The organism is Cupriavidus sp. FW305-26 (assembly GCF_058787975.1).
Genome location: NZ_JBYTAH010000040.1, coordinates 40,347 through 59,729, shown reverse-complemented (window position 1 = coordinate 59,729; position 19,383 = coordinate 40,347). Strand labels below are relative to the sequence as shown.

The 19,383-nt window shown below is 67.5% G+C and carries 16 protein-coding genes and 2 pseudogenes; 8 read left to right on the top strand and 10 right to left on the bottom strand.

Annotation, left to right across the window (positions count from 1 at the left end; all coding sequences use genetic code 11):
- The first annotated feature begins 21 nt into the window (after window positions 1–21).
- The 4 genes from AC3WQZ_RS21125 to AC3WQZ_RS21110 all read left to right on the top strand — a co-directional run bounded on the left by AC3WQZ_RS21125 (window position 22) and on the right by AC3WQZ_RS21110 (window position 4,245).
- On the top strand, window positions 22–1,050 hold the full coding sequence (locus tag AC3WQZ_RS21125) for a TGS domain-containing protein (protein ID WP_010808917.1): 1,029 nt from the start codon (window positions 22–24) through the stop codon (window positions 1,048–1,050).
- 119 nt (window positions 1,051–1,169) lie between these two features.
- Window positions 1,170–1,457 (top strand): GYD domain-containing protein, encoded by a 288-nt coding sequence (locus AC3WQZ_RS21120; protein ID WP_010808918.1) that lies wholly within the window; start codon window positions 1,170–1,172, stop codon window positions 1,455–1,457.
- A gap of 395 nt (window positions 1,458–1,852) precedes the next feature.
- Window positions 1,853–2,146 carry a hypothetical protein gene (locus AC3WQZ_RS21115; protein ID WP_010808919.1) on the top strand — a complete coding sequence of 98 codons (294 nt, stop codon included), beginning with the start codon at window positions 1,853–1,855 and terminating at the stop codon, window positions 2,144–2,146.
- Between the two features lie 80 nt (window positions 2,147–2,226).
- Window positions 2,227–4,245 carry a thioredoxin domain-containing protein gene (locus tag AC3WQZ_RS21110; protein ID WP_492301193.1) on the top strand — a complete coding sequence of 673 codons (2,019 nt, stop codon included), beginning with the start codon at window positions 2,227–2,229 and terminating at the stop codon, window positions 4,243–4,245.
- Window positions 4,246–4,324: 79 nt separating this feature from the next.
- Here AC3WQZ_RS21110 and AC3WQZ_RS21105 read toward each other — a convergent pair whose 3' ends face one another.
- Window positions 4,325–8,239 carry an ATP-binding protein gene (locus AC3WQZ_RS21105; RefSeq protein WP_492301189.1) on the bottom strand — a complete coding sequence of 1,305 codons (3,915 nt, stop codon included), beginning with the start codon at window positions 8,237–8,239 and terminating at the stop codon, window positions 4,325–4,327.
- Between the two features lie 257 nt (window positions 8,240–8,496).
- On the opposite strand from AC3WQZ_RS21105, the gene AC3WQZ_RS21100 reads away from it, so the two are divergent.
- The gene (locus AC3WQZ_RS21100; protein WP_010808922.1) at window positions 8,497–9,870 is read left to right on the top strand and encodes a tetratricopeptide repeat protein; all 1,374 of its coding nucleotides are present in this window, start codon (window positions 8,497–8,499) and stop codon (window positions 9,868–9,870) included.
- A 123-nt stretch (window positions 9,871–9,993) separates the two neighbouring features.
- On the opposite strand, the gene AC3WQZ_RS21095 is transcribed toward AC3WQZ_RS21100, so the two are convergent.
- Complete coding sequence (locus tag AC3WQZ_RS21095) at window positions 9,994–10,641, bottom strand: ShlB/FhaC/HecB family hemolysin secretion/activation protein (RefSeq protein WP_492301191.1); 648 nt, start codon at window positions 10,639–10,641, stop codon at window positions 9,994–9,996.
- Window positions 10,642–10,989: 348 nt separating this feature from the next.
- On the opposite strand from AC3WQZ_RS21095, the gene AC3WQZ_RS21090 reads away from it, so the two are divergent.
- Window positions 10,990–11,343 (top strand): hypothetical protein, encoded by a 354-nt coding sequence (locus tag AC3WQZ_RS21090; protein ID WP_010808924.1) that lies wholly within the window; start codon window positions 10,990–10,992, stop codon window positions 11,341–11,343.
- Between the two features lie 31 nt (window positions 11,344–11,374).
- Here the strand turns inward: AC3WQZ_RS21090 and AC3WQZ_RS21085 are convergent, their stop codons facing one another.
- From AC3WQZ_RS21085 to AC3WQZ_RS21075, 3 genes are read right to left on the bottom strand one after another with little or no spacing between them, the layout of a single operon-like run.
- Complete coding sequence (locus AC3WQZ_RS21085) at window positions 11,375–11,743, bottom strand: hypothetical protein (protein ID WP_492301187.1); 369 nt, start codon at window positions 11,741–11,743, stop codon at window positions 11,375–11,377.
- Window positions 11,740–12,657, bottom strand: coding sequence for a DUF2950 domain-containing protein (locus AC3WQZ_RS21080; protein ID WP_010808926.1), 918 nt, complete (start codon window positions 12,655–12,657; stop codon window positions 11,740–11,742). The genes AC3WQZ_RS21085 and AC3WQZ_RS21080 overlap by 4 nt, the downstream gene beginning before the upstream one ends.
- A gap of 20 nt (window positions 12,658–12,677) precedes the next feature.
- Entirely contained in the window at window positions 12,678–14,099 is a 1,422-nt protein-coding gene (locus AC3WQZ_RS21075; protein ID WP_010808927.1) for a DUF3300 domain-containing protein, read from the bottom strand.
- A gap of 340 nt (window positions 14,100–14,439) precedes the next feature.
- On the opposite strand from AC3WQZ_RS21075, the gene ppk2 reads away from it, so the two are divergent.
- On the top strand, window positions 14,440–15,324 hold the full coding sequence (gene ppk2, locus AC3WQZ_RS21070) for a polyphosphate kinase 2 (RefSeq protein ID WP_010808928.1): 885 nt from the start codon (window positions 14,440–14,442) through the stop codon (window positions 15,322–15,324).
- Here ppk2 and AC3WQZ_RS21065 read toward each other — a convergent pair whose 3' ends face one another.
- From AC3WQZ_RS21065 to AC3WQZ_RS21045, 5 genes and pseudogenes are all read right to left on the bottom strand, one after another.
- Window positions 15,325–15,726 (bottom strand): hypothetical protein, encoded by a 402-nt coding sequence (locus AC3WQZ_RS21065; protein WP_010808929.1) that lies wholly within the window; start codon window positions 15,724–15,726, stop codon window positions 15,325–15,327.
- Window positions 15,727–15,809: 83 nt separating this feature from the next.
- The gene (locus AC3WQZ_RS21060; protein WP_010808930.1) at window positions 15,810–16,064 is read right to left on the bottom strand and encodes a hypothetical protein; all 255 of its coding nucleotides are present in this window, start codon (window positions 16,062–16,064) and stop codon (window positions 15,810–15,812) included.
- A gap of 196 nt (window positions 16,065–16,260) precedes the next feature.
- A pseudogene (locus tag AC3WQZ_RS21055) lies at window positions 16,261–16,776 on the bottom strand (phosphotransferase); the annotation flags it as partial.
- Window positions 16,749–16,841: pseudogene (locus AC3WQZ_RS21050) on the bottom strand (hypothetical protein); the annotation flags it as partial. The pseudogenes AC3WQZ_RS21050 and AC3WQZ_RS21055, both read right to left, overlap by 28 nt.
- Before the next feature lie 145 nt (window positions 16,842–16,986).
- Window positions 16,987–18,717, bottom strand: a complete 1,731-nt coding sequence (locus AC3WQZ_RS21045; protein ID WP_439668699.1) for a SulP family inorganic anion transporter — start codon at window positions 18,715–18,717, stop codon at window positions 16,987–16,989.
- 292 nt (window positions 18,718–19,009) lie between these two features.
- Here AC3WQZ_RS21045 and AC3WQZ_RS21040 point away from each other — a divergent pair, with 292 nt between their 5' ends.
- Window positions 19,010–19,357 (top strand): hypothetical protein, encoded by a 348-nt coding sequence (locus tag AC3WQZ_RS21040; RefSeq protein ID WP_010808933.1) that lies wholly within the window; start codon window positions 19,010–19,012, stop codon window positions 19,355–19,357.
- Window positions 19,358–19,383 lie beyond the last annotated feature (26 nt).

The following is a 19,383-nucleotide window of genomic DNA, read 5'->3' as shown; positions in this document are numbered from 1 at the left end:
CTGAAGCTCTGGCGACAGCCCATGCCAGCAAACCTCACTCCAGAGTACAAGCAGGCCGAACAAGCCTATCGGCTGGCACGCCAGCCGCGCGAGCAGCTCGAATGCCTGAAGGAGATGCTCCGTGTCATCCCGAAGCACAAGGGGACGGAGCATCTGCAGGCCGATATCAAGTCGCGCATCAGGGAGCTCACGCAGGCATCTGCGGGCCACGGGAAGGCCGCTCACAGAGGGCCGGCACATGCGGTGCATGCCGAAGGCGCGGCCCAGCTCTGTCTGATCGGCCCGCCCGGCGCGGGAAAATCCAGCCTGCACGCAAGGCTGACAGGATCGGGCAGCGAGGTCGGAGCCTCCCCCCACCCTACGCAGGTGCCGGTCCCCGCCATGTTGCCGTTCGACGACATTGCTTTCCAGCTGGTGGACCTGCCACCTGTATCGGTCGAATTCATGCAACCCGGGCTCACTGACATATTGCGGGCGACAGACGGCGTACTGTTGGTGGTCGACCTGAGCGCGCCAGACTGTACCGAACAGTTGGCGTTGATTCTGCGGCGCCTCGCCGAGGCAAAGATCATCCTGTCGGAGCGCTGGCCGGGTCAGGCCGACAGCCCTGGGGCGACGGCGGAACCGGCGGCTGACCCGTTCAGTGTTCACCTCCCTGCGCTGCTGCTGGCCAACAAGACCGATCTCGCCAATCCGGAAGACGCGGCCGTGCTCGAAGACCTGCTCGGTGTAAGCTTTCCGGCGCTCGCAACCTCGGCCATCGACGGGCGCGGACTGGCCGAGGTCGGACCGTTCCTTTTCAGGGCTCTGCGCATCGTGCGTGTCTACACCAAGGCACCCGGGAAACCTGTCGACCAGCGCCGGCCTTTTACGATGCGCCGCGGCGACACCGTGCTGGATGTCGCCTTGCAGGTGCACCCCGATCTCGCAAGTACGTTCAAGTTCGCCCGCATCTGGGGGAGTGGCAAGTTCAGCGGCCAGCAGGTGGGCGCCGATCATCCGGTAGCCGATCGGGACGTGGTGGAACTGCATTCGCAGGCGCATGGATGATCAAAGCCATCGTCGCAGCAGGCGAGCGCCGATGACATAGACTGAAAGACCTGCGGCCGGTTGTTCCCGCATGACTGCCGTGCCGGTTTGCGGAGCAATTTCTTGCACGGAGGTATGCCATGACTACATACGTCATCCTCAGCCGTCTCGCTCCTGATGCGTTCACGGATCCCAAGGACATGAAGCAGCTCGCCGCCACGGTGGCCGAGAAAATCAAGTCTGAGTGCCCTGCCGTCACCTGGAAGGACAGCTATCTGACACTCGGGCGCTTTGACGTCGTGGACATTGTCGAGACGGACGACCTGAAGCAGCTCGAGCGGGCGGCGTTGATCATCCGGGGCTATGGACACGCCGCGACCGAGACGCTGCAAGCGACGCCGTGGGACGAGTTCATCGCGGCCCTGTAGCGCAGATCGATGGATCAGGCGGCTCGCGCACAGCCAGATTCAGGTTGACCTGATCGTCGGCTGCCCTATACTTAAAGTGCTGGCTGAGACACGCTTGAGTAAAGCGAAGGTAGGTCAGCCAAACGATCATGCTTCCTGGATGATCTGCCAGATGAAGCGTGATCGTGCAGGCCACATATGCCTGCAGGTCCGGACCGGATCATAAGTTGCTGACCCGGTTCGGATGCACCCAGATTGAAGTGCTGAGCACCTGTGGAAGGTGCTCTTTTTATTGGCGGCATACGGGGCGACGTTGACCACTCGCCTCGCGCGCCGCCATTGAGCGATTCGGGTAATGCAAAAGTGGACGGATCGGATCAGAGCCGTACCTGATCCGAACTGAAACAAGGAGTCGCATGCGCGCCCGCTCACGCCCTCCCGACGCCGGCTACCGCTGGCTGTGGCAGCTGTCTGCCGCCGGCTGGGGTCACTGCGGCCTGGCCTATGTCAGCGGCGCGCTGCTCGCACCGCGCTGGTGGCCTGCAAGAGAGGCCATGCCACTGCGCGACCGGTATTCTTCGCGGCGCACGGCGCTGGTGCTGTACACCTTCGCCTATCGTGGCGGTGGAGCACCCGCCGGCACCATGCCACCGCGCGATGGCTTTACCTGGCGGCACCAGTGCTGGTCACAAGGGGTTGGGGTGGCCTGATGCCGGAAACCCGCCACGCGCTTGCCGGGCGCCCTGTTCTGCGCCACAGTGGTCCCACCGGGCCCAGGCTGGAGACCATGATGACAAACCGGCTCGCCACAGAAACCTCGCCTTACCTCCGGCAACACGCGGAGAATCCTGTCGACTGGTATCCCTGGTGCGAAGAGGCGTTTCGCCGCGCGCGCGACGATGACAAGCCGGTCCTGCTTTCCGTCGGCTACGCCACCTGCCATTGGTGCCACGTCATGGCGCACGAATCGTTCGAGAATCCCCGGATCGCCGGCCTGATGAACGATCGGTTCATCAGCATCAAGGTCGACCGGCAGGAGCGTCCCGATCTCGACGACATCTACCAGAAAGTCCCCCAGATGATGGGACAGGGCGGCGGCTGGCCGCTGACGGTATTCCTGACGCCGCAAGGAGAGCCATTCTACGGCGGCACCTACTTTCCGCCCGATGACCGCTATGGCCGCCCCGGGCTCGCGCGCGTGCTGCTGAGCCTGAGCGAAGCCTGGACGCATCGCCGCGAGGCACTGCGCGACACCATCGAGCAGTTTCAGCAGGGGTTCCGGCAACTGGACGATACGGTCCTGAGCCGTGAAGACGCGGAAGAAGCCGCGGAAGTCCAGGATCTGCCCGCGCAGACAGCCCTCGCGCTCGCGCGCAATACGGACCCGACCCATGGCGGCCTGGGCGGAGCGCCCAAGTTTCCCAACGCAAGCGCGTACGACCTCGTGCTGCGCATCTGTCAGCGCACGCATGAACCCGCGCTGCTTGATGCGCTGGAGCGCACGCTCGACGGCATGGCGGCGGGCGGCATCCATGACCAGCTCGGCGGTGGCTTCGCCCGCTACAGTGTCGACGAACGCTGGGCCGTGCCCCACTTCGAAAAGATGCTTTACGACAACGGCCAGCTCGTCACGCTCTACGCCAACGCCTATCGCCTGACGGGAAAGCAAGCCTGGCGCCGCGTATTCGAGGGAACGATCGCGTACATTGTGCGGGACATGACGCACCCCGACGGCGGCTTCTATGCCGGCGAAGATGCCGACAGCGAAGGCGAGGAAGGCCGCTTTTATGTCTGGACAGCGGCCGAGGTGAAGGCAGTCCTGGGCGAATCCGAGGGCGCCCTGGCGTGTCGCGCCTACGGCGTGACCGAAGGCGGGAACTTTGAACCCGGCAGATCGGTGCTCCAGCGTGCCGTCACGCTGACTCCCCTGGAGGAGGCACGGCTGGAAGGCTGGCGCGAGCGGCTGTTGGCTGCGCGCGCCCAGCGCGTGCGCCCCGGGCGCGACGACAACATTCTCGCCGGGTGGAACGGTCTCATGATCCAGGGACTCTGCGCCGCTTACCAGGCAACGGGCAACCCCGCACACCTCGCCGCCGCAAGGCGTGCTGCCAGCTTTATCCAGGACAAGCTCACCATGCCGGACGGCGGTGTGTATCGGTACTGGAAGGACGGCACAGTCAAGGTGCCAGGGTTCCTGGAAGACTATGCCTTCCTGGCTAACGCGCTGATCGACCTCTACGAATCCTGCTTCGACAGGCGATACCTTGATCGCGCAGCCGAACTCGTGGCGCTCATCATCGATAACTTCTGGGACGACGGGCTGTATTTCACGCCCAATGATGGCGAGCCATTGATACACAGGCCTCGCGCGCCGCACGACGGCGCCTGGCCGTCCGGCATTTCAGCCAGCGTGTTCTCCTTCCTGCGCTTGCATGAACTCAGCGGCGAGGATCGCTATCGTGACCTCGCCGAGCACGAATTCCAGCGCTACCGGGCTGCCGCCAGCGCGGCCCCGGCCGGCTTCGTGCACTTCCTGGCCGCCGCGGACTTCGCGCAGCGCGGCGCGTTCGGGATCATTCTTGCCGGCGACAAGGCGGCGGCCGCCGCCTTGGTGGAAAGCGTTCACCGCACCTATCTTCCGGCACGCGTGCTGGCATTCGCCGAAGACGTTCCCGTCGGCCAGGGGCGGCTCCCGGTGGACGGCCGGCCGGCAGCCTACGTGTGCCGCCATCGCGCCTGTAGCGCGCCCGTGACCAGCGGCGAGGCACTGCTTGAACGCTGCGCGGGGGTGACGGTGAGCCCTCAGTGAATCTGCATACCACGCATGGCATGAATCCGCTCATGATGCCTGCTGCTACAGGCGTTATCTGCGAGCGCAGGAATTTCGATCAGGACCGGCCTGATGCGTCCGACTCGATACGCGATGTCGCTGCCAGCCTCTCCAGTGCAGCATCGATGGCACCCAGGGACTCATTCAGACCTGCCGCATGCGCCTCGCCCCTGAGCAGCCGTAATCGGGCAAAAAGGGGCGGCGTGGTCCCGGCCCCCTGTTCCCGTCCGGCGCATATCAAGGCGCGGCCCCTGCGGATCAGAAAGTCTCCCCACGGAAACGGCTCATGCTGCATGTAATCCTGCAGCGCTGCCAGGTAGCGTTCGGCTTCCTGCCACCGGCGCGCCGCCAGTGAAACGTCGATCGCAGCTTCGAGCAGATCGACGTGGCAATGGCTCACGCAGCCCTGGGCCAGAATGGCCTCGCCCTGGCGCAGGGCGTCGAGCTGCTTGTCCGGATCGCGCGTAGTGCGCGCCAGGAAGGCCAGCACGGTTGGCCCTGAATACCGCACGCCGCTGGCGTGGCTCAGTTGCAGCGCCTCGTCGAGCACGGACTCCGCCTCGTCCACCTGGCCGAGCGCGCCAATGGCGAGGCCAAGCCGCGCCAGCACTTCCGCCTCGAAGCGCCGGGCCCCAAGCCGGCGCGTCAGCGCCAGTGCCAGCCGCGCGTGCGCTTCGGCACCCGGCCAGTCGCCGGCGAGCTGTGCGGTCGACGCCATCACGTCGTAGGCCAGCATCTCGCTGCGCGCATCGCTGATCCGCCGCGCCAGGCGCAGCCCTTCCTCGCAGCTGGCCTGCGCGGCCGCAAGTTCGTTGCGGAACAGTTCCACCGCGCCCACCATCGGCAGGTTGGCACATTCGATGCGGATGAAGCCGTGCGCCCGCGCCAGCTCGACGCAGCGGACAAAATGCGCATGCGCGGTCAGCATGCGGCCTTGCTGGTAGTACGCATCACCGAGGCCGCCCAGCGCACGCGCCTCGCCCAGCACCGATCCGGCCGCCCTCGCATGGCTGAGGGCGCGCTGGTGGGCGGCGAGGCACTCTTCCATGTCGCCCTTCGGGAAATAGAGATTGCCGCGCAGCGATTCGATCTCGGCCAGCCGCTCGGGCTGGCCCAGCGCGGCGGCGGCCTGCTCCGCCTCGCGCAGCGCCGCCAGGGCTTCGTCATAGCGGTCGAGCAGGCGCAAGGCGGCCGCCGTGCCAAGCCACACCCGGGCCCGCTGTGCCGCATCGCTCGCCAGCAACTGCGCTTGCCGGAACGCCTGCAGCGATTGCGTCGGCAGGCCCAGGTCAAGTGCCAGCTCGCCGTGCAGGCAGGCAAGCGTGTGCCTGCAGGCGTCGCCGCTATCCAGGCGCTGCGCACGCTCGACCAGGCGCAATGCGCGCTCGCTGCGGAAGTGCGCCGCCTCATGGCGCGCCGCGGCGGCATAGGCCTCGGGCGCGCCGGGATCGCCTGCGGCATCCAGGTGCTCGGCCGCCAGCGCCGGATTCCGGCCTTCGTACCAGGCAGCCGCGCGCCGGTGCAGATTCTGTCGCCGCGACTTGAGCAGCGAGGCGTACACCGCCTCATGGATCAGCGCGTGCATGAACAAATAGTCTTCGCCTTCCGGCCGGGCCATGGCCTCCTGCACCAGGCGCTCGCAAGCGTACGCGGGGTCCTCGAGCAAATGCCGCAGCGCGGCCGGGCCAAAGCGCTGGCCCAGTACGGCAGCGGCCTGCAGCGCCTGGCGGTCGGCGGTAGAGAACCGGTCCATCCGCGCCAGCACAATGCTCTGCAGCGTGCCGGGCAACTCGTCCGCACCCGCCTCCGCGCCGCGCAGCAACTGGTCGAGAAACAGCGGATTGCCCTCAGCCCGGCGAATGCAGGTAGCGGCCACGGCAGGATCGACCTGGCGATGGCAGGCTGCCAGTTCGTGCGCCTCGGCATCGTCGAGCGGCCCGAGGTCGATGGTGGTCAGCGATGCTCCCTGGCTGGTCGCCCGCCAGGCCGCATCGAGCGGGTCATGCTCGGGCCGTACGGTCAGCACCAGGATCAGCGCATGGCTGCGGGTTGCCGCGGCCAGCTGCGCCAGGCAATCGAGCACCGTGCGCTCGGCCCAGTGGACGTCTTCGACCACGATCAACTGCGTGCGCACCACGCTGCGGCGGGTGGCCAGCGTCACCATCAATCGCTGTGCGCCGCGTTGCCGGCTGGCGGCGTCCATCGCGGCCAGTGCAGCGGCCTGCTCCTGGGACTGGGGCTGCTCGAACATGTCGCGGGCGAACCCAAGCTCATCCTCGCCGAGTTGCCAGGCCGCGAGCGCTTGCTCGATGGCCGCGCCTGTCGCTACTTCGGCGGCGGCGCCATCCGCGCCCGTGCGAGGCGCGACGCCCAGCAGATTGCGCGCGAGCATGCGCAACGGATCGCCGCCGCTGCCGGCACCGAAGTCGAGCACCAGCGCCCGGTGTGCCTCCAGGCCATGCTCGCGCGCCAGCGCGACGAAGCGGTCGGCGAGCCGGCTTTTGCCGATGCCGGCCTCGCCGCGGATCAGCACGACCCGGCCATGGCCGGAACGCAGGCAGCTGTCGGCAACGCCGGCGAGCTGGGCCAGCTCCGCTTGCCGCCCGACGAACGCGTGCTGCGCCGGCGCCTGTTCCACCCCGAGAAAGCGCCGCACGCGCCAGAGCGGAATCGGTTCGGCCACGCCGGGGAGCACGGCGTGCGCCACGCAGTCCGCTTCCAGGCGTCCGGGCAGCGCCTGGTAGACCCGATTCGACACCATGGTTGCGCCAGGCTCGGCGCGCTCCATCGCCTGCAAGGCCACGCTAACCGGCCCGCCGGTCAGCGTCATGCCGCTTTCGCGGCAGGCGGCCAGCACCTGGCCGCTGGCCAGGCCTACGCGCGCCAGCAGCCTGGCGTTGGCGGATTCCGCCAGCCGCGCCAGACCGGCATGCAGCGCCCCGGCGGTATGCAGGGCGCGCTCGGCGTCGTTCCCATGCGCCACCGGAACGCCAAACACGATGGTCAGCCGGGTGCCGATTTCATCGGTGATATGGCCGCCGCAGGCGCTGGCCAATGCCCTGGCATGCTGGCGCCAGCGCGCAAGGGCATCGTGCAATGGCTCGGGCTCCAGGCCAGCGCTGCCATCGTCCAGGCTGGCTACCAGGACCACTGCGTGGCGCAGTTGCGGCTCGGCAGCCATCACGGCGCAAGCAGGTGGCACCGCGGCACCGTCGTCACCGGCCGCAGCCATGCCAGCCACCGGCTCGCGGCGGGCCCGCAGCATTGCCTGGTACAGCGCCTCGGTCTCGGGCTCAGGCGATACCCCGAGTTCGCGTTGCAGTGCCGCCCGGCACAAGCGGTATTGCTTGAGCGCCAGCGCCTGCCGGCCCTGGCGCTCATACAGCCGGATCAGCGTCCGGTGCACGTCTTCCTGCAACGGATCGAGGGCAAGGAGCCGGGTGGCAGTGGCGATGGCCCGCTCTGTCTCGCCAGCCTGCTCGTGGTGCGCCAGCAACCTGGCCATGACCGCCAACGCCACGCCGCGCAGACGCTCGCGTTCGATCGCCAGCCAGTGGTCGAACGCCGGCGCGGCGGCATGAAAGCCCTCCAGCAAGTCACCCCGGTACAGCGCCGCGGCGCGCTCCAGCGACGCGGGCGTGGCTTCCCGGGCACACTGCTCGAACTCGCACACGTCGACCTCGATCTCGCCTAGCGTCACGCTGTCGCCTTCTGCCAGCACCACGTGCTGGCCAGCTTCTTCCAGTGCGCGCCGCGCCGCGCTGAGTGCCTGGCGCAGGCTGCTGCGCGCCTGCTCGGTATTGCTTTCGGCCCAGCACAGTGCGGCCAGCTTGTCGCGCAGCTGGGCGCGCCCTTGCGCCAGCGCGAGATAGGCCAGCACGGCGCGCGCCTTGCGGGCAGAAAGCGAAATCGGCGTTCCGTCTGCAGAACTCAGCTGGAAGCCGCCGAACAGGTCAAGACGGGCACGGGCCATGATAGGGAAACCGGAAAACCCATCATTTATAGGCGACGGCACGGGCCAACGCGCGCCTCGCCAGCGCAAAGAGATGAAGCCGGTACTTCCTTGGCCTGCCGCAATTTTCACGCTTCTTTCACGCTGGATTGCCGGGCCCGTTCACGGCGGCTCCCTAGTATGACGACAACCCCGGGCCGCGTGGCTCCGACATAGCGGACGAACAGGGGCTGCCATCGAGGCAAGGGCTGCCTCGGTCACACTGGAAGGATTGCGTCATGACACATACTGACTCGCGCGGTGTTTCGGTCTCGAGCACCAACACCAACTCGCTGGAGCGCTTCGAAGCCGCCCTGGAATTGCTGCATGGCTACTATGGCGACCCGCTTACGGTGATCGACCATGCCCTGGCCGACGATCCGGGCTTCGTGATGGGCCATGCGATGCGCGCGGGGATGATGATCACGGCTGGCGATGGCACCGTGGAGCCGATGCTCAGGCAGAGCGTCGAGGCAGGCGAAGCGCTGTCCGCCAGCGCCAACGAGCGCGAGCGCCGGCATATCGCGGCGGCACGCGCCTGGCTGGATGGCCACTTCGCGCGCTCGATCCAGCTGTACGGCGACATCGTGGTCGACTATCCGCGCGACAGCCTGGCGCTGCAGATCGCCCATATCGGGGATTTCCTGCTCGGGCAGTCCACCCTGCTGCGCGACCGCATCGCCCAGGTGCTGCCCCACTGGACTACGCGCGTACCCGGCTTCGGCTACGTCCTGGGCATGCATGCGTTCGGCCTGGAGGAAACGAACTTGTACGAGCAAGCGGAGGAACGCGGCCGCTTCGCCCTGGAACTGAACCCGCGCGATCCCTGGGCCATTCATGCGGTCGCCCACGTGATGGAAATGCAGGGCCGCCAGGATGAAGGCATCGACTGGCTGAGCGGGCGCGCCGCCGACTGGTCGCAGGACAATATGATGGCCGTGCACAACTGGTGGCACCTGGCGCTGTTCCATCTCGAACTCGGCCATACCAGGCAGGTGCTGGACATCTACGACGCGCATATCCGCGAGAACCACTCCGCGGTGGCGCTGGAGCTGATCGATGCCTGCGCCATGCTGTGGCGCCTGCACCTGCGCGGCATCGACGTGGGCGAGCGCTGGAACGAAGTCGCCGACACCTGGCAGGCACGCGGCGCCGAAGGCTACTACGCCTTCAACGATACCCATGCCGCCATGTCCTATCTCTGCGCCGGGCGCGACAGCGCCCTGGCCGGCCTGCTTGCCGGCATGCGCGCTGCGGCAGGTGGCAGTGGCTCCAACGCGATGATCACCCGCGAGGTCGGCCTGCCGGTGACCGAGGCCCTGCTCTCCTTCTCGCGGCAAGACTACGACCACGCCATCGAGCTGCTGCTGCCGGTGCGCCAGATCGCGCATCGGTTCGGCGGCAGCCATGCCCAGCGCGATCTCATCAACCTGACGCTGATCGAGGCGGCGTTGCGAGGCCAACGCGCCAACCTGGCCTGCGCGCTGGCGGCCGAGCGCATGGAACTCAAGCCGATGAACCCCAGCCTGAGCAAGCTGGTGCAGCGCGCTTCAGCGCTCCAGCGCGAAGCGGCGGACGGCCAGGGGGAGGCAGTCGCGGCGAAGGTGGCGTAGCGGAAACCCGACAGGTCGATATCGCCGTCAAGGTGCAGGTCGCCGTCCGGCGTGGCGCTGACGATCTCGACTCCGGGGCGCAGATGACGCCCAGCTGGCCGCGCTCGGTCTGGGTGAAGCCCGCTAGGCAAGCGTGATCGGCGCGTACTTGAGCGGCACGGTGTCGCCGGCATTGCCCAGGCGCGTGACCTCTTCGTTGTCCTTGAAGTCCACGCCCAGGCTCAGCGTATGCCACCATGCCCCGGTGTCCGGCACGGTATAGGTGCCGCGCAGGCCGACGGCGTGGCCCTTGCCCAGCACGCTGGTGCCGTTCACCGTGGCCACGTTGCTGTCGGAAAGATAGCCCGACGCCTCCACGCTCCAGTTGCTGCCGCGGATCGGCGCCACATAGGAGCCGGACCACACCTGGGTCTGGTTCAAATCCTGTGGCGCGCCGAAGAAGCTCACTGAGGCGCTATGGCCCAGCTGCCAGAGGTTGTCGCGGCCGAGCGAGGCGAAGGCGCGCAGCTCCTTCGTATCGGCGCTGTAGTCGTTGTTCAGGCCAACGCTGGCGCGCCACGGACTGCTGTCGTCGACCTTCAGGTCGACGTCCATGGTGCCCGGCATCGCGCCCTGCCACACCAGCGCCACCACCTGGCGCTTGGCACTACGGTTCAACGCGGTCAGCTCTGTCTGCGCCTGCGTGAAATCAGGCACCACGCCTTCCGCCAGCGCCGGCACCTGCTCGCGCACCTCCCGCGGCGAGTTGTACTCGGCACCGACCACGCGCATGCGGCCCACGCGGGGTCATGCATTGGATTGACTCAAGCTTCTTGTTCGAATCGATTGCCGCCGCGCCCGTGCCGCAACGCCCTGACCAAGGGCACGGCAGGCGCGCATCCGATCGCAGGACATGATGGCGTGCCCTCATGTCAGCATTGCGCACGGTGCCTAGACGGACGGCACTGGCGCCGCCTGTCGTTTGTCACAAAAGATTCATCGAGGAAGAAGGAGGGAGGCGCGGGGACAGAGTCAACGGCAAATCCCTGCGCGAGGATGGTCCCCGCGAGCGCAGCCTGCTGGCTATACTGCAGCGGCTTCGCCGGCGTCCTGCCTGGCGGCCAACGAAGGAGGTATCGGATGCGGACCTGGCTGACGCTATGCGCCGTTGCGGCGCTTGGACTGGTCGACATGGTACCCGCCGCCGCTGCGGGACCCGCGCCCTGCGTCGAGGTCGAGGTCAACGGCGAGCGCGCGCCTTCGTTCCCGTGCCTGACGCAGAAGCTGCAACCTGCCAACGCAGGCAGGCCGGCACGGCCTGACAGCGGACTGGCGGCCGAGGCGATCGCGCAGCGGCCCTCGAACCAGCTCGGCCTTTATAACGAGGCGGCCACCAGCCATCGCATGGGCAACACCTTCGGCACGTCGGTGTATCCGCAGCGCCCGGCCAGTCCGGCGCCGGGGGCGCCGGTCATTCCGCGCGCGCAGCCTTGACTGGTAGGCGGCAACGGCGGCGCAGCGCGCCTCAGCGGCCCATGCGCGCGTCGTAGCTGCGCGAGATGCGCTCCAGCAGACGCGGATCCGACGGGTCGGTGCCGTCGAACTGCACCCGCACCGTGCCGTCGGCCTGGCGACGCACGCTGGCCCTCACCGGCAGGTTGTTGCGGGTTCCTTCCACCGTGCCGGCCATGGCATCCTCGGTGCTGATCGCCACGCCCTGGTCGCGCATGGCGCCGGCGGCCGCGGCAAAGGCGCGGTCGTAACGGCTGGGCTGCAGCCCCGGGTAGGTGGTCGGGACCACCTCGGCAGGGTAAGGGTAGGGATAGCATGCCGTCAGCACCGGCACTGCGGCGAACACGGCGACGCCCGCCAGGAGCCCGAGCCCATGCTTCATGGCGTCACCTTGCTCCAGCCAGGGCCGGGATCGAAGGTCTTGGTCGCCGCGGCCTTGCCGGCGCTGTCGGGCCCCAGGTCGCGCTCATAGACCTGGCCATCGTGGCTGACCATGAAGCTCTTCACGCCGGTATCGCCATACCGCACCGGCCAGGCCAGCACGGCGAAGCCGCCGAACAGCTTGCCATTGACGACATAGTTGTACGCGCCGCCGGGTGCGTTGGGGCCCTGCGCGGTCAGCAGCTTGTAGTGATAGCCGTAGTAGCCGCCCTGCCCGGGGTTGCGCTGGCCGGCCGTGAGGAACGCGGCCCCGAGCGGGCTGGGCGGTGCGCCATCCGATGTCGGCCAGTACAGCCCGTCCTGCTTGCCCGGCGTACTCGCAAGCTTGCCCGCGTAGGCCAGCAGGCCGTCGCCGTCATGGTCGGTCCGGGCGTATTCGCGCTGGGCGTCATAGACCGCGAGCATGGCCTGGATCACCGCGAGTTCATTGCGGCCGATGCGGCGTATGCGCATCTCGTCGACCCCGGCACGCGTATCGAACTGCCAGCCCTTCGATGTCTTCACCAGCGGCACTGGCAGGGTCCAGCCGTCATTGCCTACGGCGATGCGGGCATGGCTGTCGCCCTCTGGCTTGACCGCATGCGAGATCCGCCAGGCCTCGAGAAAGCGGTATCGGATGTCGGCGCCGACTGGCGGGATCAGGTCGTGGAACCTGGCGCCCAGCAGCACCTTCATGGCATCGTCGTCGCTGGTGGCGACCGCCTCGCCAAAGGCGTTCATGGCGGCCTCGGGGGTTTTGAAGGGCTTCTGCGCGTGCGCGGCGTGCATGCCGGCAACGGTCAGCGCGAGCGCAAGCGCCAGCGCGCAGGCCAGGCGGCCAGGCAGGGATCGGGCAAGGCTTAGTGGTGACGTCATGATCGAGGCTCCCTGGTCCGCTAGCGCCTGCCACCGCGTCCGCCACCGCCACGGCCGCCGCCGCCGAAGCCGCCGCCACCACGGCCCCCGCCGCCGCTGAAGCCGCCGCCTGCGCGGCCTCCGGCCGACTGCATGCTGGAGCGTCCGCGATCAAAGTCGCGCTGCGACGCCGCGCCGCCGCCCACGCCCTGGAAGGCGTTGTCCCGCCCGCCACCGCCGCCGCGGTCGGCTACGGTGGTGGCCCGTTCACCGCCGCCCCGCGACCGGTCGGCGGCCCCCGCGCGGTCCGATGCACCGGCCCGGTCAGATACGCCGCCTCGATCGGAAACTCCGGCCCGGTCAGAGACCCCGGCCCGATCACCACCCCGTTCGCCAGCGCGATCTCCGACCCGGTCTCCTGCCCGATCACCCGCCCGGTCTCCGGCCCGATCCCCGGCACCCGGCCGCTCCTGCCCGCCTGCCCGGTCGCGCGCCGCGCGGTCGGACACGCCGGCACCGCCCTCGCGACCGCGGAACTCATTGCGCCGGTCCCCGCCTGGCACATCGCGCGAGAATTTCTCGCGGGTGGCGTTGTCGCGGTAGGCCACGCCCTGGCGGTGACTGGCGTCATGCTGCCAGCGCCCGCCCGCCTGTACCTTGGTGCGGTCAAAGTTGCGGTCGATATTGGTGGCCCGGTTGACATTGATGTTCACGTCGCCGCCGCCCCAGTTGCAGTTGCCGAAGATCGCCCCGGCGGCGGCCAGCCCGATGCCCCAGGCAAAGCCCGTGGCCAGCGCGGCGCCCGGGTAGTAGGCGGGATAAGGCGGCCAGTAGTACGGCGGGTAGGACGGATAACCCCAGGAGCCGTAGACCACGGTGGGGTTGTAGGCCGGGACGTAGATGACCTGCGGGTCGGCCGGTTCGATGCGCACCACGGTCTGCACGCCTGGCGCCGCCGTGGTCGCGGGCTCGACAATGACCTTCTGCTGTTCGGTGGTCTTGAGGTTGCCGGATTGCTGGGCCTTGTTGCGCAGCCGCTGGACCGCGGCCAGCACGTCTTTCTCCTGGGCCAGGAAGGCATCGCCCAGCTTCTGCGTCCAGTCGAGCTTGTCGTTCATCGGCTCAAGCACCTGCGGGAAGGCCACCAGCGACTTCACGCTGACATCCCAGGGCTGGTCGGCCACGGCCTTGACTGCGGCGTCGCCCTTGACCTTGGGATTGGCCTTGACCCAGCGCGCCGCGTGCACGATCTCCAGCGGATAGGTGGAGGCCATCAGCACCTGCGACAACACGGAATCGGGATAGAGCGCGATCGGCGCGACCAGCGCCTCAAGCTCCTCGGGCTTGAAGGTGGGTGGCGGGTTCTGTAAGTCTTGGGCAGCGGCGCCGCCCGCTCCCGCCACCAGCGCGACAAACAGCCATGCGCAGCCGGACCTGAGCAGCCGCCTGACCAGAAAGGCCATGTTCCCTCCTCGCAGCCGGTGACGGAGCCATCCGAGGCGTACTGGGGCAGCGCGCCGGGCTGGAGGATGTTCCCCTGCCGCGCGCCATTGCCAGCCGGCATACAGAGCGGATATTGCTCCATACGCGCTACGAAGGTAGTACGGAAGACATTGAAATTCAACCGAATTCCGGTCGCCGCCCGGCAAGGGTTGCGACAGGAAAACGGATCGGCATGAGGATTTCCCCCGATTTTGTTCCTATCGTGGAAACGAGCCGCCAGCGCGCATGCAAGCGGTACCCCCAGGTTTGAAGGTGCATGACCGGACCCTCAAGGCACCGGTACGTCAGTGGAGGAAGATCATGGCCAAGCGAAAAGGGAAGCGCCACGGCGGCAACGGGAGCCAGGCGGAGCCGCCCCGCGAACCAGGCCCGGCTGACAGCCTCGACGAAAAGCCGGACCAGCAGCAGCGCGAGCGCATGTCGGAGAAGGAATACCAGAAGGCGCTCTTCACCCTTCATGTCGAGCTGGTCAAGCTGCAGCAATGGGTGCAGGCCAGCGGCAGCAAGGTCTGCGTGGTGTTCGAAGGGCGCGACGGTGCCGGCAAGGGCGGCGCTATCAAGGCCATCACGGAACGCGTCAGCCCGCGCATTTTCCGCGTGGTCGCCCTGCCCGCGCCGACCGACCGCGAAAAGAGCCAGATGTACGTGCAGCGCTACCTGCCGCACCTGCCCGCCGCGGGAGAGATCGTCATCTTCGACCGGAGCTGGTACAACCGCGCCGGCGTCGAACGCGTGATGGGATTCTGCACCGAAGCGCAGGCCGACGAGTTTCTGCGCGCCGTCCCGCTGGTCGAACGCGCCATCGTGCATTCCGGCATCATCCTGATCAAGTACTGGCTCGAGGTCAGCCCGGAGGAGCAGACCCGCCGCCTGCAGGGACGCATCAAGGACGGCCGCAAGGTCTGGAAGCTCACTGACATGGACTTGCGCTCGTACAGCCGCTGGTACGACTATTCACGCGCGCGCGACGCCATGTTTGCCGCATCCGATACCGACTATGCCCCATGGCATGTGGCCAATTCCAATGACAAGCGCCGGGCGCGCCTGAACATCATCACGCACCTGCTGGCACAGATCCCGTACCAGGCGATCGAACGCAAGCCGGTCAAGCTGCCTGCCAGGCAGAAGGCGGGCGGATACCGGGAGCCCGACTATCCCTATCGGTACGTCGAAGACCGGTACTAGCTACTTCGGCAGCTTGCGCGACCTCCAGTTGCCGTCCTTCTCCTTGCAGTACCACCCGGTCCAGGCTTCGGTTTCGCCGGCCCGGCGGAATTCACTGCGCAGTTGCCGGCAGCGGTCGCCGTGGTCGCGCCGGGACTGCAATGGCGTGAAGGAACCTTCGACCTGCCGCTCGCGCGTGTCGGGCGGCAGCCTGAACGTCATGCGGGCGCCGTCGGCGCCCTGCTCCAGGGTCCTGCGGAAGACAGCCGTCAACGCCGTGAGCTGGTCCTGGGTAAGCGTGCCGACGATGGTGCCGCCCAGGTAGTGGTCAAAATAGGCAACGGCCGGCCCCGCCGACATTGCACCCGCCAGCATTGCGGCACTGCATGCCAGCGCGTGCAGGATCGTGTATCGCCTGTTCATCTTGCCTCCTCCGCCATGGCACGCCCCCAATCGGGCAAGCGCGGAAGCACCGGACCCACATGCCCGCCAGCCGCAGCAGCGGCCTATTCGAAGCGCTCGGTCAGCACCATCGCGTCCACCTTGCGCTGCTTCCAGAACAGGTGGTTGATGCGCGGCTGCAGCAGCCGCAGCGCGGCCCCATCGACCGAATTGAAATGCAGCGACACCGCCGGGCGAGTGCCGTCTCCCGGAACGCGCTCGATCTCATCGCAGGCCGGGAAGCCGTAACGACCGATGAACTCCTGGATTTCCTCGTCGGTTGTCGCCGTATCGATATTCACAAGCATCAGCACACTCATTGACGTCTCCTGAAGGCTCGGGATGCCAGACAGCCCGGTTCCGATGCGGCCCTTGAATCCGCGGGCCCATCTCCCCTTCCTATCTTTAAGCCAGGCCGGATCGGAAGGCAAACTTTGATTCCCGATAAGGAGCCCAGGGCAGATTCCGTCACCTGCGGCGGCTTCGATCCGGCTGGCGCCGGACCGTGCGCCGACGCTAGCGCCCTGCCGCGCGGTAGCGCATCGCGAATTGCCACCCCAGTTCGGCCAGCGGCGCCGCCTTCCTGCCTGTCTCCACGGCATCCGCCGCGGCGGCGTTGCCGCTCCTGGCTCGCTGCCCGATGCCGTGCATGATCGCCGCGAGCCGGAAGAAGTTGTAGGCAAGATAGAAGTCCCAGTGCTCGAGCGCGTGCGTGCCGTTGGCCTCGCCGTACCAGCGCAGGTAGGTCGCCTCGTCGGGAATGCCCAGCGCCTGCAGGTCGAGCCCGCCGATACCGCGCCACAGGTCGGCCGGGATATGCCAGCTCATGCAGTGCTAGGCCAGGTCCGCCAGCGGGTGGCCGAGCGTGGACAGCTCCCAGTCGAGCACGCCGATGACGCGGGGCTCGGTGGGATGGAAGACGAGGTTGTCCATGCGGTAGTCGCCATGTACCACGCTGGTCTGCTCCGCGTCCGGGACGTACTGCGGCAGCCACTCTGCCAGCGCCGCCAGTCGGAGGCCTCGATCACCGCGCCCAGCCGCTTGGCGGTCGCAATGGCCTGCAGGCCGGCGACGCCGGCAAGAAGGGCAGCAGGTCGCTATGAACCGGCCAGCCAGAGCTCTCCGGACCAGTTTGCGACGTTCATGGCGGCAGAGCAGAAGAAATGGGCGCTCGCCATCAAGCAGACCGGGTTCCGGCTGGAGTAGCCGGCGCGCGGCGCAACCAGCCTGGACCGTAACGGTTCAGGCTGGCTTGCCGACGTAGTCATCCACCGCACTGCCCACCGTGGGGTGGAAGTTCTTGTCGCCGATCGCTTCCATCAGCTCGAAGCGCTTGAGCTTGTCGCGCACCGGGTCCTTCATCTCGGCAAAATGCAGCGCGATGCCGCGCTCGCGCAGGATGCCGCTCAGTTCACGCAGCATGTCGGCCGAGGTGACGTCGACGCTGGTCACCGGTTCGGCCGCCACCACCACCCTGCGCACGGGTGTCGGCGATTCGTCGATCGCTTCCATCAGCCGCGCCTGGAACAGCTCGGCATTGGCGAAGAACAGCGGCGCATCCCAGCGGAACAGCAGCAGCCCGTCGATGCGCTCGGCATCCGGGTAGCGCTTGGTGTCGTGGTAGCCGCGCAGGCCCTCGACACGGCCGAGCACGGCATAGTGTGGCCGCCAGCCGTCCCACAGGAATTCGATCACTGCAAGGACCACGGCCAGGATGATCCCCGGGATCGCCCCGAACACGGCAACCGCGGCAAAGCAGACCATCGACAGCCAGAACTCCCACTGCTGGATGCGGTAGATGCGCTTCAGGTCCGCGAACTCGAACAGGCCTATGGCCGCCGCGATCACCACCGCGGCCAGTGCGCTGTTTGGCAGGTACTGCAGCAGGTTGGGCGCGAACATCAGCAGCAGCGCCACGGCCAGTGCGCCCACGACTCCGGTGAGCTGGGTCTTCGCGCCCGCGGCTTCGGCCACCGGCGTACGGGACGCGCTGCTGCTGATCGGAAAGCCCTGGAAGAATCCCGCGGCCAGGTTGGCGGCGCCCAGGCCGACCATCTCCTGGTTCGGGTCGACCCGGGTGTTGGTGCGCGCGGCAAAGGTGCGCGACAGCACGCTGGTATCCGCGAACGAGATCAGCGCGACGGCAATGCCGCCCAGCAGGATCGCAACCAGGTCCGCGCCACTGACCCAGGGCACGACAAAGCCCGGCAGCCCTTGCGGGGTCTTGCCCAGCACTTTCACCCCGTTCTGGTCGAGATCGAACATGCTGACGGCCACCGTCGCGACGATCACGGCAATCAGGATGCCGGGCACGCGCTCGAAGCGCTTCAGCAACAGGATCAGCACCAGGCTGCCCGCGCCGACCGCAAAGCTGTACCAGTTGGTCTCGCCGCCCAGGATCGCCCGGCCGAGGCTGATCATCTCCCGCAGCGGGCCGGCGTCTTCGATCGAGATGGCGAACAGCTTGGGCAACTGGCTGACCAGCACGGTGAGCGCGATCCCGTTCATGTAGCCGTAGCGGATCGGCTTGGACAGCAATTCGGTAATGAACCCCAGCCGCAACAGCCCCATCACGATGCAGACCACGCCCGACACGATCGCCATCATGCTGGCCACCATGACCGCGCGCCCCGGATCGCCGCCGGAGACCTGCAACACCACCGCCAGGATTGGCGCCGCCAGCGCCGAATCCGGCCCCAGCACGAGGATCCGGCTCGGGCCAAGCAGGGCATACACCAGCAGCGGGACCATGGTGGCGTAGAGCCCGTAGACACCGGGCACGCCGGAGGCCTCGGCGTAGGCGATGCCGACCGGCACCAGCATGGTCGTGAGCACCAGACCGGCGGCGAGGTCTTTCGGCAGCCAGGCCGGCTGATAGTTCTTCAACACCAGCAGTCCCGGGAGCCAGCGCAACCATCCGGGTGCCTTGTCGACTTCGCGCTGCGCGGCGGGGGTCAGGTTCTGGGGCTGCATGGGTCGAGTTATGCCCTGGGCAGGCAAGGAGTATGCATCGACTATAGGAGGTCGCGCTTCGACAAATGTGCATCGAAGCAAAGAAAAAAGGATTTTGGATTGCGCTGGCGGCACCAGGCCGAGGCCCCCGCGAGCCGCTCCGATGCTGCATCGCAACACCTCCTCGTGCTGCCATGCTGCCTGCGCAGGTCTGCGCGCTGTCGACAACCATCAGGTTCTGACAATCCCGCGACGGGCACATATGATGGTTGTCTGGCGGGCATGCCCGTTATCCATCACCGGGGAGAGAACGATGCCGATATCCAAGAGATGCCTGGTAGCCGGCCTGGTGGCACTGGGTTGCGCCTCGGCGGCGCTGGCGCAGCGCGCATCGACCGAGGGTGCCGCGAGCGCCATATCGGATGCCGTTCAGGGCGGGACCAATCCGTATCGCCCCCCGTCGGCCGCCACCCAGGATCCCGAAGAGGCCGCACGCGCGAAGTGCGAGGAGCTGAAGGAGCAGTACAACGCCACATCAAAAAGGCGTTCGTACCATTCCGCCCCGGGCACGCAGAACGCGCAGGGCCGGACCATCCCCAAGATCGAACGCGACAAGACGCGCAAGCAACTGCAGCAGGCGTACCGCGACAATTGCACGTAGCCGGGATCTGTCTGAACGGCGTGGTG